The 15,970-nt window shown below is 73.3% G+C and carries 16 protein-coding genes; 11 read left to right on the forward strand and 5 right to left on the reverse strand.

The window, feature by feature from the left end; genetic code table 11:
• Positions 1-8 precede the first annotated feature (8 nt).
• Complete coding sequence (locus ACIA73_RS17975) at positions 9-1,154, reverse strand: MerR family transcriptional regulator (protein ID WP_399439504.1); 1,146 nt, start codon at positions 1,152-1,154, stop codon at positions 9-11.
• 456 nt (positions 1,155-1,610) lie between these two features.
• Between ACIA73_RS17975 and ACIA73_RS17980 the strand changes: the two genes are divergently transcribed.
• Positions 1,611-2,030 (forward strand): CBS domain-containing protein, encoded by a 420-nt coding sequence (locus ACIA73_RS17980; protein ID WP_399439505.1) that lies wholly within the window; start codon positions 1,611-1,613, stop codon positions 2,028-2,030.
• A gap of 140 nt (positions 2,031-2,170) precedes the next feature.
• Here the strand turns inward: ACIA73_RS17980 and ACIA73_RS17985 are convergent, their stop codons facing one another.
• A complete protein-coding gene (locus ACIA73_RS17985; protein WP_399439506.1) occupies positions 2,171-2,362 on the reverse strand; it encodes a hypothetical protein in 192 nt (63 codons plus the stop codon).
• Positions 2,363-2,485: 123 nt separating this feature from the next.
• Here ACIA73_RS17985 and ACIA73_RS17990 point away from each other — a divergent pair, with 123 nt between their 5' ends.
• The 5 genes from ACIA73_RS17990 to ACIA73_RS18010 all read left to right on the forward strand — a co-directional run bounded on the left by ACIA73_RS17990 (position 2,486) and on the right by ACIA73_RS18010 (position 8,560).
• Entirely contained in the window at positions 2,486-2,782 is a 297-nt protein-coding gene (locus ACIA73_RS17990) for a hypothetical protein (RefSeq protein WP_399439507.1), read from the forward strand.
• A 145-nt stretch (positions 2,783-2,927) separates the two neighbouring features.
• A complete protein-coding gene (locus ACIA73_RS17995; RefSeq protein WP_399439508.1) occupies positions 2,928-6,677 on the forward strand; it encodes a helix-turn-helix domain-containing protein in 3,750 nt (1,249 codons plus the stop codon).
• A gap of 150 nt (positions 6,678-6,827) precedes the next feature.
• Complete coding sequence (locus ACIA73_RS18000) at positions 6,828-7,706, forward strand: NlpC/P60 family protein (protein WP_399439509.1); 879 nt, start codon at positions 6,828-6,830, stop codon at positions 7,704-7,706.
• Positions 7,707-7,861: 155 nt separating this feature from the next.
• On the forward strand, positions 7,862-8,236 hold the full coding sequence (locus ACIA73_RS18005; protein ID WP_399439510.1) for a hypothetical protein: 375 nt from the start codon (positions 7,862-7,864) through the stop codon (positions 8,234-8,236).
• 120 nt (positions 8,237-8,356) lie between these two features.
• A complete protein-coding gene (locus ACIA73_RS18010; protein ID WP_399439512.1) occupies positions 8,357-8,560 on the forward strand; it encodes a hypothetical protein in 204 nt (67 codons plus the stop codon).
• A gap of 96 nt (positions 8,561-8,656) precedes the next feature.
• On the opposite strand, the gene ACIA73_RS18015 is transcribed toward ACIA73_RS18010, so the two are convergent.
• Complete coding sequence (locus ACIA73_RS18015; protein WP_399439513.1) at positions 8,657-9,145, reverse strand: GNAT family N-acetyltransferase; 489 nt, start codon at positions 9,143-9,145, stop codon at positions 8,657-8,659.
• A gap of 138 nt (positions 9,146-9,283) precedes the next feature.
• Between ACIA73_RS18015 and ACIA73_RS18020 the strand changes: the two genes are divergently transcribed.
• The 3 genes from ACIA73_RS18020 to ACIA73_RS18030 all read left to right on the forward strand — a co-directional run bounded on the left by ACIA73_RS18020 (position 9,284) and on the right by ACIA73_RS18030 (position 12,838).
• A complete protein-coding gene (locus tag ACIA73_RS18020; RefSeq protein WP_399439514.1) occupies positions 9,284-10,834 on the forward strand; it encodes an MFS transporter in 1,551 nt (516 codons plus the stop codon).
• A 90-nt stretch (positions 10,835-10,924) separates the two neighbouring features.
• Positions 10,925-11,758 carry an inositol monophosphatase family protein gene (locus ACIA73_RS18025; RefSeq protein ID WP_399439515.1) on the forward strand — a complete coding sequence of 278 codons (834 nt, stop codon included), beginning with the start codon at positions 10,925-10,927 and terminating at the stop codon, positions 11,756-11,758.
• 3 nt (positions 11,759-11,761) lie between these two features.
• The gene (locus tag ACIA73_RS18030; protein WP_399439516.1) at positions 11,762-12,838 is read left to right on the forward strand and encodes an enoyl-CoA hydratase/isomerase family protein; all 1,077 of its coding nucleotides are present in this window, start codon (positions 11,762-11,764) and stop codon (positions 12,836-12,838) included.
• 38 nt (positions 12,839-12,876) lie between these two features.
• Here ACIA73_RS18030 and ACIA73_RS18035 read toward each other — a convergent pair whose 3' ends face one another.
• On the reverse strand, positions 12,877-13,782 hold the full coding sequence (locus ACIA73_RS18035) for a LysR family transcriptional regulator (protein ID WP_399439517.1): 906 nt from the start codon (positions 13,780-13,782) through the stop codon (positions 12,877-12,879).
• A gap of 119 nt (positions 13,783-13,901) precedes the next feature.
• Between ACIA73_RS18035 and ACIA73_RS18040 the strand changes: the two genes are divergently transcribed.
• Complete coding sequence (locus ACIA73_RS18040) at positions 13,902-14,552, forward strand: maleylpyruvate isomerase family mycothiol-dependent enzyme (protein WP_399439789.1); 651 nt, start codon at positions 13,902-13,904, stop codon at positions 14,550-14,552.
• A 194-nt stretch (positions 14,553-14,746) separates the two neighbouring features.
• Positions 14,747-15,175, forward strand: a complete 429-nt coding sequence (locus ACIA73_RS18045) for a VOC family protein (RefSeq protein ID WP_399439518.1) — start codon at positions 14,747-14,749, stop codon at positions 15,173-15,175.
• A 66-nt stretch (positions 15,176-15,241) separates the two neighbouring features.
• Here ACIA73_RS18045 and ACIA73_RS18050 read toward each other — a convergent pair whose 3' ends face one another.
• A complete protein-coding gene (locus ACIA73_RS18050) occupies positions 15,242-15,844 on the reverse strand; it encodes a hypothetical protein (protein WP_399439519.1) in 603 nt (200 codons plus the stop codon).
• Between the last annotated feature and the right edge of the window lie 126 nt (positions 15,845-15,970).

Here is a 15,970-nt window from a genome sequence, read left to right on the forward strand (position 1 = left end):
ACGGGGGTTCAGCCGCTGTCCGCCTCCGCGATGATCCGCAGCGCTTCCGCGAGGTCGTGCGGGCGGTGCACTCCCTCGCTCGGGGCGGTGCGGGCCCAGCCGGGGCCCGCGGCCAGTACCAGCGGCTGGGTGCGCGCGCCCCGGACGCCGCAGGCGGTGGCGCGGACCCTGCCGACCACCGATCGGTCCGCCGTGGGCCGGGTCTGGGACCACAGCACGACGGCTCGCGGGCCGGTGCGGCGTACCGCTTCGGACAGGGCGTTCAGCGGGACGGCGGCGCCGAACATCCGGGTGGGCAGACCCTGTTCGGCCAGCGCCGCGGTCAGGGCCTCCAGGGCGAGGGTGTGCAGTTCGCCCGGCAGACAGGCCAGGAGTACGGGCTGCTCGTCGTCGACCTCCTTGGCGGTGGCATTGCGGCGCAGGGCGGTGGAGACGTGCCAGGAGAGGAGGTGCTCGGCCTCCACGTACCGTTCGCCGGCCGCGTCGCCGGAGTCGGCCCAGGAGCGGCCGATGGCGCGCAGGGCGGGGGCCATCGCTTGCTGCCAGCCGTCGACGAGACCGTGGGTGTGCACGGCGTCGTTGAGGAGCTGGTCGAGCGTCGGGGAGTCGAGTCGTACGGCCGCGTTGCGCAGTCCGCGTACGGTACGGATCGGAACCGCGGCGTCCGGGGCACGCGGCCTGGGCACGCCGCCCGTGAACGGGGCGCTGGGCGGCGGTACTTGGCGCTCGGCCCGCCCCTGGCTCCCGCCGTTTCCTCCGGCGGATGTACGGGCCAGCCTGGCCGCCTCCGCCGGGGGGATGCCGCGCGCGGTCAGTGCGCACATGCGTTCAAGGAGGTCCACATCGGCGGCGGTCCAGCGGCGGTGCCTGCCGTCACCGCGGACGGCGGGCCCGATACCGTAACGCCGGTCCCAGGAACGCAGGGTGGTCGGCGCGACGCCGAGGCGGCGGGCGACGGCGCCGGTGCTGAGCCCGACGGGGGTGGGGCCGTGACCCTCACGGCGGTGGCCTGCGAGCCCGTCCTGGCGGTGGGGACCGTCCTGCTGGCGGGGCCCGTCGCCGCCCCGGTCGGGCCCGAGCCGGTCCGGTGTGCGGTCCGGCTGGTGGCTTGCGGTGCTGCCGGTTCCTCGGCTGCCCTCCGGGTTCCCGTTCATGGGCCGACGATACGACGCACGAACGACGCGGGTTGCCGGGTTTGCGTAACTCGCACGAATGTGGACAGCGCAGGAAGAGTGGCGAGCGCGCGGGGCCGGGTTTCCTCCACCGACGGCGTGTGGAGGTTGCGCGGATCCGCGCCCGAGCGCACTGGTGTCACGGGCGGAAGATCGGCCGCCCGTGGCGCTGCGACGGAACTGGCCGCCCGGCCCTGTCCGGCTCCCCCGGACCGGGTGGCCGACCCGTGTCGTAGGGGTCGGTGTCCCGTCCGGGCCCGTTCGGCTGTGCAGCGGCAGCCCAGACCCCGCTGCCGTTGGTGCGCCGGGGCGGGGTGGGGTGCGACTCCGTCGGAGGCCACCCCTCCCCCTCACCCGTACGACCTCTTACGGTCGCCGGAAGGACTCGGTCCCTCCAGCATGACGAGGACCGCACCCCCGTCGATTCCGGAGGAACCCATGACCAGCGTCCGTGACCTGATGACCCCCGAGGTCCGCTGCATTCCCGCGTCCGAGACCCTGGACCGCGCCGCCCAGCTGATGCGCGAACACCACATCGGTGCGCTGCCGGTGAGGAGCAGCGACGATGAGCTGACCGGCATCATCACCGACCGCGACATCGTCGTGAAGTGCATCGCCGCAGGTCACGACCCGTCGAAGAAGACCGCGGGCGACCTCGCCGAGGGCACCCCGGTATCGGTCGACGTGTCGGCGGACGCCGATGAGGCGGTACGCGTGATGAGCGACTCCCGCATCCGCCGCCTGCTGGTGCTGGACAACGGCGTCCCGGTCGGCATGGTGACCGAGGCGGACCTGGCCCGCGCGCTGCCCGCGGATCAGCTGGTGACCTTCGTCAGCGCCGTGTACGCGGGACGCTGACCGGTAGCGCAGGCCGGCGGTCGCGTACCGAACGCGGGGGTGCCCCGCCCGGAATCATTCCCGGGCGGGGCACCCCCGCGTTCCACTTCTGACTCACGTGCCTCGGGCCCGCACGCCGGAAGTGGCGGCAGCCCGCAGGATCACGGCAGCTCCGACTCGATCGCCGCCCGCCCCTCGGTCTCCAGCCGCTTGCGCGCCCACTCCAGGTTCTCCGGCGTGACATCGCGGCCCGAGGCCAGCACCAGGTCCTCGGGGGTCACGTCGTCGCTGCCGCCGCTGTGCAGGACGCTGTCCGGGGTCACTTCGGACGGGTCCGGTCCCTGGTCACTCATGCCGCCTCCTGTGTTCGTCCGGGTATTTCCGGTTCGTCGGGCAATTCTTGTCCCGGGCGGTGCGAACCGCACCTCCGGCCGCCCCGGGATGCGCCCGCCGCGCGAATGCGGCAGCTTGTGGTCATGAGTGACACCCAAGACGACAGCGGCGCTCTCCCCGAGGACGACGGCGTGCTGGACGCCCAGGACACCCTGATCACGGACAACCTCGACTACGACCCACTGGATTCCGGCATCGATCCGCCGAACCGCTGGTCCCCCGCCGAGTCCTTCGGTACGACGGCGGAGGAGGCCCATCGCGGCGAGTCCCTGGACCAACTGCTCGCCGAGGAGGAACCGGAGGCCCCGCAGCCCGCCGGGGACGAGACCGGCGAGGAGTACGCGGACGATCTCGACCTGGACCCGTCGGACGATCTGTAGGCGCGAAGGCCCGTACTCCGCGGGCCCGTGCCGAACAGGCCCCTGCCCCACAGCCCCGTAAAGGCCGGCGACCCCGTTCGCGGGTTCGGGTGAAGCTGTCCGATCCCAACTGAAATGTCCATGCCCGCGCTGTACGGTGCCGGGCATGAACGGGGCACGGGACGCATTCGGGGCCGAGTTGAGACGGCTGCGGGGCGAGCGTGGGATGTCACTCACCGCGCTCGCCCGCTCGATCCACTACAGCAAGGGCTACCTCAGCAAGATCGAGAACGGCGGGAAGCCACCGACTCCGGATGTGGCCCGCCGCTGTGACGAAGTCCTGGGGGCGGACGGGGCGTTGCGCGACCTGGTGCCGGAGGTCCCGGCCGCACGCCGGTCACCCTCCCCTTCCGCCGCGCCCGTGGCGCCGGTGCCCCAGGAGGGCTGCCCCTACCGGGGGTTGGCGCCCTTCGGGCCCGAGGACACCCGCTGGTTCTTCGGCCGGGAACAGGCGACGAAGGAACTGCTGCGCCGACTCGCGGAGCGGGCGGGCATCGGGCCGCTCGCGGTGGTCGCTTCCTCGGGCGCCGGCAAGTCCTCGCTGCTCAGGGCAGGACTGCTGCCCGCTCTGCGTGCCGGCACAGCGGCCGACTCGGGCACTCCCGAGCGGCCCGTGGTGCTGTGCACTCCGACCGCGCACCCTCTCGGCGAGCTGCTGCGCCGCCTGGCCGGGACGCTGGGTACCGACCCGGTGGGCGCAGATCCGGTCGGCACGAATCCCGTGGGCATGGAGCCCGGGATCACGCCGCAGGTGCTCGCCGAGTCGCCCGAGCGGCTGGTGACCGCCCTGCGGCACAGGTTCGCGGAGGCTCAACTCGTCGTGGTGGTCGACCAGTTCGAGGAGTGCTTCACGCTCTGCACGGATGGCGCCGAGCGACGCGCCTTCGTGGCCGTGCTCGGTGCGCTCGCCGCGGCCGGTGGCCCCGCCGTCGTCGTACTCGGGCTGCGCGCCGACTTCACCGGCCGGTGTCTCGAACTGACGCCTCTGCCCGAGGTGTTCACCCATGGGCTTTTCGCTCTGGGGCCGATGACCGAGCCCGAGCTGCGGGAGGCGGTCGCACGGCCCGCCGCGCGGGCCGGTCTGACCCTGGAGCCGGGGCTCACCGAACTTCTGCTGCGCGATCTGGGATCCGCCGGCACCCCCACCGGGGCCGTCGGCGCACTGCCCCTGCTGGCGCACGCCCTCCTGGTGACCTGGCAGCAGCGCACCGGCCATACCCTCACCGTCGCCGGGTACGAGCGGTCCGGCGGCATCCACGGAGCGGTGGCCCGCACCGCCGAGGACGTTTTCACCCAACTCCTGCCCACCGAAAGGGACATCGCCCGCCGGATACTGGTGCGCCTGGTCCACATCGGTGACGACGCCACCGAGTCCCGCCGCCGGGCGGGCCGCGAGGAGCTGCTGGGGCGGCGGGCCGACCGGGTCGCGGCGACGGCCGCGCTCGACGCCTTCGTACGGGCCAGGCTGCTGACCGTCGACCGGGACGCGGTGGAAATCACCCATGAGGCACTGCTGCGGGCCTGGCCCCGGCTGCGCGAGTGGATCGACGCCGACCGGGCCGGACTGCTGATCCGCCAGCAGCTCGCGGCGTCCGCCGCCGAGTGGGTGCGGGCCAACCGCGATACGGCCCTGCTGCACCGGGGGTCGCGGCTGCGCACGGTGGCCCGGTGGGCCGACGGGCGGGACGGGCGTATCGAACTCGGCTCCTGCGAAAGGGAGTTCATCGCGGCGGGCCTGGCCGAGGAGCAGGCCAGGGCGCGCACCGAGCGGCGGCGGGTACGCACCCGCGGCGCCCTGCTCGCCACCCTGGCCGCTCTGCTGGTGCTCGCGGTGGGCGCGGGCACCGTCGCCTTCCAGCAGCGGTCGCGGGCGTACCAGGAGCGGCGCACCGCACAGTCGCAGGCGATGGCGGTAAGGGCCGGGGCGCTCGCCGCCGGACGGCCGGAGGCCGCGATGCGGCTCGCCGTGCAGGCGTACCGGACGGCGCCCACCGTGGAGGCCCGCGGGGCGCTGCTGAGCACCCAGGCCCAGTACTTCGCCGGTCGTCTCACCGGGCACACCGGGCCGGTCAACGCGGTGGCGTTCAGCCCGGACGGCTCGGTCCTGGCGTCCGCCGGCAATGACGGAACGGTACGGATGCGGGGCGGCCCGGGGCAGCGGCAGGTGCTGGCCTCGCTCTCCGGGCACGGCGGGCAGGTGCTCGGCCTCGCGTTCAGCCCGGACGGGCGGCTGCTCGCGTCGGCGGGCGCGGACGGCACCGTACGGCTGTGGGACGTGCGGGCACGGCACGGGTCGGGGATGCTGCTCGGCCACGGCGGGGCGGTGCGGTCGGTGGCGTTCTCGCCGGACGGGACGAGCCTGGTGACGGGTGGCGCGGACCGGACGGTGCGGGTGTGGGACGTGGGGCGGGAGGAGTTGCGTACGACGCTGGAGGGGCACGGGGACGCGGTGATGGGGGTGGCGTACTCCCCCGACGGGCGGCGCGTGGCCTCCACCGGGCTGGACCGCACCGTGCGGCTCTGGGACCTGGCCGGGGAGTCGCAGGTGGTGCTGCGCGGGCACTTCGACGGGGTGCTCTCGGTGGCCTGGTCACCGGACGGCCGGCAGGTGGCGTCGGGCGGGATGGACCGTACGGTACGGCTCTGGGACACCGCCGGAGCGCGGCAGTCCGCCTCCCTCCCCGGGCACAGCGACGACGTCAACGCGGTCGCCTACGTCCGGGACGGTACGACGCTGGTGAGCACCGGCGGCGACGGCACCGCCCGGCTGTGGGACATGCCGAGCCACCGGAACACCGCGGTCCTGGCCGGGCACACGGACTATGTCCTGGGGGTCGCGGTCGGCGGCGGTCCGGACGGCCGGTTGCTCGCGACGGCCGGCTTCGACGGGACGGTGGTGCGCTGGGACCTGGGCCGTTCCGCGCTGACGGCGCGCCCGTTCGCGGAGTCCTGGCAGCCCGCGTTCTCGCCGGACGGACGTCTGCTGGCTTCGGCGAGCGCGGACCGTACGGTCCGCCTCTGGGACGCACGGACGCACCGCCCGGACGGGGTCCTGCGCGGGCACGGCGGCTCGGTGTTCGCCGTCGCCTTCTCGCCGGACGGACGTCGGCTGGCTTCGGCGAGCGCGGACCGCACGGTCAGGGTGTGGGACCCGCTCTCACACCGGCTGGTCAAGTCTCTTTCCGGGCACTCCGGTTCGGTGCTGGGGCTGGCCTGGTCACCGGACGGCCGGTGGATCGCCTCGGCGAGCACGGACCGTACGGTACGGATCTGGGACGCACGCACCCTCCACCAGGTCACCGCACTCACCGGCCACCGGGACTTCGCCAACGCGGTCGCTTTCAGTCCCGACGGCAGGACGCTCGCCTGCGGGGGCGACGATCTGACGGTCCGGCTGTGGGGCGTGCCCGGCTGGCAGCCCGGGGGCGTGCTGCACGGGCACACCGGGTCGGTACGGGCGGTGGCGTTCACCGGCGACGGCCGGATCCTGGCGAGCGGCGGCAACGACGGGGCCGTCCGTCTCTGGGACACCGCCACACTCACCCCCGCCGGCGCGCTCTCGGGTCATAGCGGTGCGGTGCGCGCGGTCGCCTTCGCGCCGGGCGGCGGCGGCCGGGTCCTGGCGAGCAGTGGCAGCGACGGGACCGTACGCCTGTGGGACGCGGCCCGGCAGCAGCCGACGGCCACACTGGGCGGGCACGGCGGCGCGGTGTGGGGCATCGCCTTCGACCGCCGCGGCAAAACCCTCGCCAGCAGCAGCAACGACGGCACGGTCCGGCTGTGGGACACCGACCTGGCGCGGCGGGAGGCGGCGGTGTGTGCGCTGGTCGGGTGTGGCGACGGGGGTGGGGCTTAGGAGTGCGCGGACGGGGGGTGGTTTCCCTGGCCGTTTCCCGTTTCCCGCTGCGTCAGGAGACGGCCAGGATCTCGACAGTCGCCGAAACCCCGGCCCACTCTCGAAGTGGCCGGGCACACCGTCGGCCGCACACCGAACGGGGAGCCCTCCATGCACCACCGCATCCGGTTCCGCCCCGGAACCAGGACCGCCGCCCTCGTCACCGCCGGGATCCTGGCCCTGGCGGCCGGCCCGCCGGCCTTCTCCCAGGCGAGGGCGGCCACCGCGTCCGCTCCCGCCGCGGCCGCTTGTGACGTCCTCGCCCCGGGCGCCTCGGCCGTCGCCGAGAGGGCGGTCCGGGCGGCGTGCAGCCAGATCGGCGTCTGGTACTCGTGGGGCGCGGGCCACCTCGCCCAGCCCGGACCGTCGTACGGCTATGTCGACCCGCAGGACCCGGACAGCAGCCAGGACCCGCAGCGCAAGGGTTTCGACTGTTCCGGCCTGGTCCGCTGGGCGTACGCACAGGCCACCGGTCAGGACATCCTCAACGGCAACGCGCACAGCCAGTACCACTCGGGCCGCGTCGCGCAGCGCTTCACCGCCGCGCAGGGTCTCGCTCCCCTGGTACCGGGCGACCTCGTCGTCTACAACGGCAGCAGCAGGGTCCACCACATCGCGATCTATCTGGGCGGCGGAAAGATGGTGGAGGCCAAGGAGTCCGGCACGAAGATCATGGTCAGCGACGTCCGGCTGGGCGGTGACTTCTTCGGAGCGGTACGGATCAACGCCGAGCCGGGGCAGGGCGGCAGCCACAGCACCTGGGGCACGGACGTCTGGACGCACTCCGAACCGTCGACGACGAGCGCCCGGGTGCACAGGTTCACCGGCCCGACACCGATCCGCGTCGAGTGCCAGAAGCGCGCGCAGCCCGTGACCGCCGAGGGCATCACCAACGACGCCTGGTCCTATCTGCCGGACCACAAGTCCTGGATCACCAACATCTATGTGAAGGGGGCGGCCTGGCTGGAGGGAGTTCCCACGTGCCGATGAACGCGTAGCCCAGGCGGCCGGACCGCACTCCGGCCGCCGCGGTGGGGACCAACGGTGTTCGGCTGAGCCGGGTTGAGGCCGGTTGGGCTACCCCGGGCGGGGGAATTACGCCGCCGCCCGCTGCCTCCCGCCTCACCCCGGGGCACCTGTGCCCCATGCCCGCCGCACCCCGCCCCCACCTCACGGCGCTCCGGCACGCACTCGTCGCGCTGCTGGTGTGCGCCGCCGTGTTCGCGCTGCCGGCGGGGGCCGGGGCGGACAGCCCGTCCGGGACGGAATTGCGGCCCGGCGCGGTGTCCTCGGGTGCTGTGGGCGAGGGCGAGGGAGTGCCCGACGGTTCGACCGACGCGGAGTCGCGGTTCCAGCCGGGTCAGGTGCGCCGCACCCACGCACCCTCTGCCCAGGCCGTGGTTCCGGCGCCCTTCGCGGCTCCCCGTCCGCCCCTGGGCCCGCCCGTCATCCCCGTCCGCACCGCACCGGCCAAGGGCCCCGCCCCGTACGCCGCTCGCTGTGCGGTACTGCGCTGCTGAGAGGCCCCGTGCCGGCACCCCGGGCGTTCCCGCCCGCATCCGCCGGTACGCCGTGCCCGTTCCCTGCCCGCCCAGGCGGGCGCCGCAGGGTCTCTCCGTACCGCGAAGGACGTCACAGCCATGCCGATCGACCCCTTTCTCGCCCTGAACGCGATGGTCCGCGCCGAGGTCACCCGCTCCGCCGAGCCGGGCTCCGAGCCCGTCGTCCGGCCCAAGTCGCCGCGCGCCGACGCTCCGGCCACCGAGCGCCGGACCGCCGCTCCCGACACGGAGCGGAACCTCGAACGGGACCGTGCCGCCGACGACGGCGGCCGACAGGGCTGAGTCGCGACCGCGGGCCGGGGCGTACGTCATCAGGACGTCACCCCGGCCCGCGGTGCTGCGGGGGCCCGGGGTTCAGCCTTGGGCCCCCACCGGCTCTCAGAGCGCGCAGTGCATCACATGCAGCCCGACGTAGCCCTGCTCGGGGTGACGGAAGCCCTCGGGGACCGTGCCGACGACCGTGAAGCCGAGGCGCTCGTAGAGGCGTACGGCGTGCACGTTGGATGCCGCGACCGCGTTGAACTGCATCGCGCGAAAGCCGTTCGCGCGGGCCCAGTCGAGGGTGTGCTCGACGAGGGCGCGGCCCACTCCCCGGCCGCCGTGTGCGGGGTCGACCATGTAGCTGGCGCTGGCGACATGGGCGCCGTTGCCGTTCTGGTTGTTGTTCATCTTGGCGGTGCCGAGGACCGTTCCGGCCTCGTCGACGGCCACCACGGTGCGGTTCGGGGCGGTGTACATCCACCAGCCGCGTCCGGTCTCCCGGTCGAGGTCGACGGGGAAGGTGAAGGTGTCACCCGCGGCGACGATTCTGTGGAAGAAGGGCCAGATGGCGGCCCAGTCGTCGTCGGTGGCTTCTCTGATCAGCATCCGGACAGGGTGCCCTCTCGTACCGCCCGAGCACCAGCCCTTTTCGTCCGTCCCATGACCTCAGGAGTGGGACACTCGCCATTCCTGTGAGACACTGATGTCTCATCTGAGTCTCACTAGTCCCGGAATGGATTCCTCATGCCCTCCCTCGCCACCGCCCGGCCCGACGCCGGGTCGGTCCTCGACCCCCGGCGCTGGATCGTGCTGGCGATCCTGTCGGGCAGCCTGCTGCTGATCGCCATGGACACCACGATCCTCAATGTCGCGTTCCCGTCCCTGGTCGCCGATCTGCAGCCGGGCTCGGTCGAACAGCTGTGGATCATCGACGTCTACGCACTCGCCCTGTCCGGACTGCTGGTCACTGCCGGTGCGCTGGGCGACCGGCTCGGACGCAAGCGGATGCTGCTGACCGGTTTCGCGGTGTTCGCGCTGGCCTCACTGCTCGCGGTGTTCGCCACCGAGGCCTGGCACCTGATCGCGGCCCGCGCACTGCTCGGCATCGGCGGTGCGGCGATCATGCCGTCGACCCTGTCGATCCTGCGGCACGTCTTCACCGACGCCCGCGAACGGGCCTTCGCGTACGCCGTGTGGGCGGCCGTCTTCGGCGGCGGCATGGCGCTGGGGCCGGTCGTCGGCGGGTTCCTGGTGGAGGACTTCGGCTGGCACTCGGCGTTCCTGCTGAACCTGCCGGTGGCCGCGCTGGTGATCGCGCTGGGCGCGTGGTTCCTGCCCGAGTCGTTCTCGCCGCGCAGCGGCCGCTGGGACTGGTGGGGTGTCGGCCAGTCGGTCGTCGGCATGCTGGCCCTCGCGGGCGGTATCAAGCAGCTCGGCAAGAGCGGCTTCGCGGACCCGTTGCCGTGGGCGCTGCTGGCGCTGGCCGCGGTGGCGCTGACGGTGTTCGTACGCCGCCAGCTCCGCCTGGAGAGCCCGCTGCTCCAGGTCCGCCTCTTCACCAACCGCTCCTTCTCCATCGCCGCCGTGTCGATCTTCCTCGGCATGGTCGGTATGGGTGCGGTGCTGTTCCTGGTGACGCAGTGGTTCCAGTACGGCCAGGGGTACAGCCCCCTGGAGGCGGGCTTCAGGCTGCTGCCCGCGTCGCTCGGCCTGATCGTCACCTCGATGGTGACGCCGTCGCTGATGCACCGCTTCCCGATCCGGCATGTGCTCGGCATCGGACTGCTGGTGATGACGGCGGGGCTGGCCCTGCCGTGGGTCGTCCAGCAGTTCGCGTCGATCGGCTACCCGGCGGTCGCCGTCGCGCTGACCGTGCTCGGCATGGGTGTCGGTGTCGCGACCACGGTCGCCTCGGTCACGCTGATGGCGGCGACCCCGGCCCACGAGGTCGGTGGCGCGGCGGCCGTCGAGGAGACCTGCTACGAACTGGGCGCGGCGCTCGGCGTGGCCATCCTGGGCAGCCTGGCGACGGCCCTGTACCGGGCGAACCTGCCCGCCCTGGAGATGTCCGGGTCCGCCGCGGATGCGGTCCGCAGCTCGGTGGGCGAGGCGGCCCACCTGGCCCAGACCATCGGCGGGGAGACGGGCCGTGCACTGCTGGACACGGTGTCCTCGGCGTACACCACGGCCATCACACCGGCCTTCCTGGCAGGAGCACTGCTGACGCTGGGGGCGGCGGCGGTGGCCTGGGCGTGGATTCCGCGTGATCTGCGACCTACGGAGAACGAGCACTGAGGGTGGGGGTGTTCGGCCCGGGGCGGGCCGGGCCCCCGCCGCAGGCGGACCCCCGCAGCGGCCCCGCCGCCGTCCTCTAGCCTGACGATCATGTGGATCGAGACCGTCACCGACATCCTCCGTGAGGCCGCCGCCGAGGCGATCGTCCCCCGGCACCGCGCCCTGACGGAGGGCGAGATCACGGAAAAGACCCCCGGCGAGGTCGTCACCGTGGCCGACCGGGAGGCAGAAGCACTGATCACCCGACGGCTTCGCGGCCTCCGGGACGTCCCCGTCGTCGGGGAAGAGGCCGTGGCCGCGCACCCCACCCTCCTCCAGGCCGCCCGGAGCGCCCCCGAGGCCTGGCTCGTCGACCCCCTGGACGGCACGGCCAACTTCGTCGCGGGCCACGACACCTACGCCGTGATGGCCGCCCTCGTCCGGCACGGCGAGACCGTCGCCGCCTGGATCGTGCAGCCCGCCTCGGGCCGCACCTACACGGCCGAAGCAGGCTCCGGCGCGTGGCGCGACGACGGTGTCCGGCTCCTCCGCGAACCTGCCCCCGCCGACCCGGCGGCCCTGCACGGCGCCGCCCTCACCAGGTTCCTCTCCCCCGCGGCCCGCGCCCACGCCGAAGCCTCCCGCCCGCACTTCGCCCACCTCGGCTCCGGCACCGGGTGCGCCGGCATCGACTACCCCCGACTCGCCGAGGGCGCCCTGGACTTCCTGCTCTACCACCGCACCCTCCCCTGGGACCACGCCCCGGGCGCCCTGCTCGCCACGGAGGCGGGCTGCACCGTACGGCGGCCGGACGGCGAACGCACCGCCTACCGCCCGTCCGACGACCTCAGCGGACTCCTCGCCGCCGCCGACCCGCGGTGCTGGCGCACCGCACGCGCACTCCTGCTGCCGACCCCCACCACCACACCGAAGACGAAGGGCTGAGACATGCACGCCGACGACCCCGTTCTCGTACACACCGAGGGCCACGCCGGACACCTCGTCCTCAACCGCCCCCGGGCCCTCAACTCCCTCACCCACCCCATGGTCCGCACCCTCGACGCCACCCTGGCCGCCTGGGAGTCGGACCCGTCCGTGGAAACCGTGGTGCTCTCCGGTGCGGGCGGACGCGGATTGTGCGCGGGCGGCGACATCCGGGCCATCCACGACGACGCCCGCGACGGCGACGGGCGGGCGACGGAGGCGTTCTGGTGGGACGAGTACCGGCTGAACGCGCGGATCGCCCGGTTCCCGAAGCCGTACGTCGCCCTGATGGACGGCATCGTGATGGGCGGCGGCGTCGGGGTGAGCGCCCACGGCGGCGTGCGCGTCGTCACGGAGCGGTCGCGCGTCGCCATGCCGGAGACCGGCATCGGCTTCGTCCCCGACGTCGGCGGTACGCATCTGCTGGCCCGGGCGCCCGGGGAGCTGGGCACCTATCTCGCCGTGTCGGGCGCGGCGGTGGGCGCGGCCGACGCCCTGCTGTGCGGGCTCGCCGACCACTTCGTACCGTCGGAGCGGCTGGCGGCACTGGTCGCCGATCTGGCCTCCGTACCGGCCGGGGAAGCGGTGCGCCGGTACGCGGCCGAGCCGGCGCCCGGGGAGCTGGCGGACGCCCGCGCATGGATCGACCACTGTTTCGCGGCGGACACCGCCGAGGAGATCGTGGAGCGGCTGGCCGACTGCGGGGAGCGGGCGGCCAAGGAGGCCGCCGAAACGATCCTCGCCAAGTCGCCGACCTCGGTGAAGGTGACGCTGGAGGCGGTCCGGCGGGCGCGGGAGCTCGGGTCGCTGGAGCGGGTGCTGGTGCAGGAGTACCGGGTGTCGTGCGCGGCGCTGCGCGGGCCGGACCTGGTGGAGGGCGTGCGCGCGCAGATCATCGACAAGGACCGGAACCCGCGGTGGTCACCGGCGACGCTCGCCGGAGTGCCGGCCGGGACGGTGGAGGGTTTCTTCGCCGGGCGCGGCGAGCGGGATCTCTGCCTCAAGGGCGTCGTCGGCGGGAGTGAGCCTGGCCGCTCTTAGAGCCTGTGTCTAAACCCCGGCCGGGCGCCCGCCGGGGTTTAGACACAGGCTCTAAGCAGGGTGAGGAAGGCCTCGGCGGCCGGGCCCGCGGGTCCGGCCGCCGGCCAGACCAGGCCGATCCGGGCCCGGACGGCGGGCTCGGTGATCCGCACGGCGCGCAGTCCGTACCGATGCAGCACGCTGTCCGGGAATCCCGGCAGCACGGCGACCCCCAGTCCGCGCGCGGCGAGCTGCACCAGGACCGGCGGGGGCGCCGCCTCGAAGGCGACCCGGGGGCGGAACCCGGCCTCCGCGCAGACCCGTTCGAGCACTCCGCGCACCCCGGTGCCCCGGGGCAGGCTGATCAGCGGGTACGCCCCGAGCCCGGCCAGCGGGACGGTGGGCGGGCCGGGCTCCGGGCCGCCCACGGCAAGGGGGTGCCCGGCCGGGACGACGGCGACCAGGGGCTCGTCCACCACCACCTGGACACGCACCCCGGGCGGCTCGTCCTGCGCGAGGCCGATCAGGGCGACATCGAGTTCGCCGCCGCGCAGGGCATCGAGCATCCGGTCGGAGGCGTCCTCGGTGAGCGAGATCTCGACGTCGGGATGGTCCCGGTGGAAGTCAGCCAGTACGGACACCACGTCGAATTCGTCCTGCGGGGCGCCGGAGACCAGGCCGAACCGGACCCGGCCGCGCAGCAGCCCGGTGAACTCGTCGGCGGTGTGCCGGACGGCCTCGGCGGCGGCGAGCGCGGCCCGGGCGTACGGCAGTACGGCCTCGCCCGCCTCGGTGGTGGTCACGGTGCGGCCGGTGCGGTCCAGCAGGCGCTGGCCCAGCTCCCGTTCGAGCTGCCGGATCTGGGCGCTCACCCCGGGCTGGGCCAGATGGAGCCGGGCGGCGGCCCGGGTGAAGTTGGCTTCTTCCACGACGGTGACGAAGTACTGAAGCTGCCGGAGTTCCATAACTGATCATGCTAGTGGTGAGAAGAAATGACTCTTGGACTTATGGCTGTACTGCCAACACCCTTGTGCCCATGGGGAACACGAGGAGTGCGGCAGATTCCGGAAGCGGCGCGGCAAAAATGGCCGCAGCGGGCGCGGCGGGCCCGGACAAGGAGACGCTCCGGGCCTCGATCGCGGCGGAACGGCGCGAGGTGGCCGACATGCTGGACGCGCTGCCCGCCGAGCGGTGGGACGAGCCGACGCTGTGCACAGGGTGGCGGGTGCGGGAGGTGGCGGCCCATATGTCGTTCGGATTCCGTCACTCGCTGCCCAGGGTGCTGGCGGAGCTGGTGACGGCGCGGGGCAGCCTGGACCGGATGACCGACCGGGTCGCGCGCCGGGATGCGGCGGTGATGTCCGGGCGGGAGATGGCGACGGCTCTGCGCCGGAACGCGCACCACCCGTGGAAGCCGCCGGTCGGCGGGCTCCCCTCGGCACTGAGCCACGACCTGGTGCACGGTCTGGACATCGCCATCCCGCTGGGCCTGGACCGCCGGGTACCGCAGGACCGGCTACGCATGGTGCTGGCTACGGCCAACCCGCGCGGTACCAAGTTCTTCGGGGCGCAGCTGGACGGGGTACGGCTCGTGGCGGACGACCTGGACTGGGCGTACGGGAGCGGGAGCGTGGTCACCGGGCCGGCGCAGGACCTGGTGGTGCTGCTGTTCGGACGGAAAGTGCCGGCGGGGCGGCTGCGGGGCGAGGAGAGCGACCGGTTCAGCCTGCGGTGATGCGGGCGGGGCTCTGGTGGGTGGTGGGCCGGGGCGCCGGTTTCGAGCGCCGCAGGGACGAGTGTCCCTCGGTCCTTCAGGTCGTCCGCCTCCGGCGCTTGGTGCGGCGTGGCGGCGCCTGCTGCGGGTACCCGCAGGACGTGGGCGCCCACCAGGGGCGCGCACCACACAGGAGCAGAGGCGGGGCAGGGGCCATGACGGTGGAGAAGCGGAGCGTGCTGGTACTGGACTGCGCGGAGGCCGAGGAGCTGGCGGACTTCTACGCCAGGCTCTTCGACGCGGAGACACGCCGGGGTGAGGACATGGATTTCGTCGAGATAGTCGGACACGACGGGGTGCATCTCGCGATCCGCCGCGATCACGGGTACGCCCCGCCGAGCTGGCCGCGCCCGGACGACTCCCAGCAGGCCCATCTGCGGATCCTGGTCGCCCTGGACGACATGGACGAGGCGGAGCGCGAGGTCATCAGTCTGGGCGCCCGACCGCTGCAGACCCAGAACAACTCCGTCGGCACCCGCGACATCCGCCGCTACTCCGACCCGGCGGGCCACCCCTTCTCCCTGGTGGGCACCCCCGTCAGCGGCGGCAGTGACCAGTCGGAAGGCGAACTGAGGCTGGCCTGAGACCCGTTCGGCACCCCGTCGGCCGTCCCCTCGGGCCGACGGGAGCGGATGGGTGGAACCACCGGGTCAGTAGAAGAAGCCGACCACGCCCGCCCCCTCCTTCTCGCGCGCCTTCACCAGCCACCCGACGACTGACTCGATCGCCTCCAGCACCTCGGAGTCCAGCGCCGCCCGCTGCTCCGGAGTGCTGGCCTCCCACTGCTTCAGCGCGCTGGAGCACTCCTGCGCGCTCCACTCGCCGTACCCGGGCACGAAGTCCGGCCGGGGCAGCTCACCGGGCAGGGAGCTGTAGCTGAACCCGGAGATCTCCACAGCCCTGATGCCCAGTGCCACGAGGCCCTTGTCGACCTCCTCCAGCCAGCCGCTGCGGAACGGCGAGAAGCAGTTGTTGAAGAGGCTGCGGCCGTGGAACCGGCAGACCATCTCGTAGGCGTATCCGTACTGCCAGGCGAACTCCTCGACGAACGGCCCGCCCGCGATCACCGCACGGAGCGCGTCGTACCGCGTGGGCGCTCCCCGCTCGATCTCGTGACTGAAGTAGTCGTCGTCGTGCGGGAATTGAGTCTTGAAGGCGCCGCCCATCATCCGGCGCAGCTTGTCGTCGCCGGAGCCGACGACGCCCCTGACCTTCGCCGGATCCACCAGATACAGACTCAAGGAGTAGCTCATGATCCGAGAGTAGGGGGCCCCACTGACAACGCCGCCGGGCGCCTGTGCTGACCCCTGAACCCATCCCGGAGGTTACGCGCCAGTAGGGCATCCGGGTGAACGGATCAAGGCAGGTCAGGAGAGGTT

This window comes from Streptomyces sp. NPDC051561, assembly GCF_044454195.1.
In the GTDB taxonomy this organism is placed as follows: domain Bacteria; phylum Actinomycetota; class Actinomycetes; order Streptomycetales; family Streptomycetaceae; genus Streptomyces.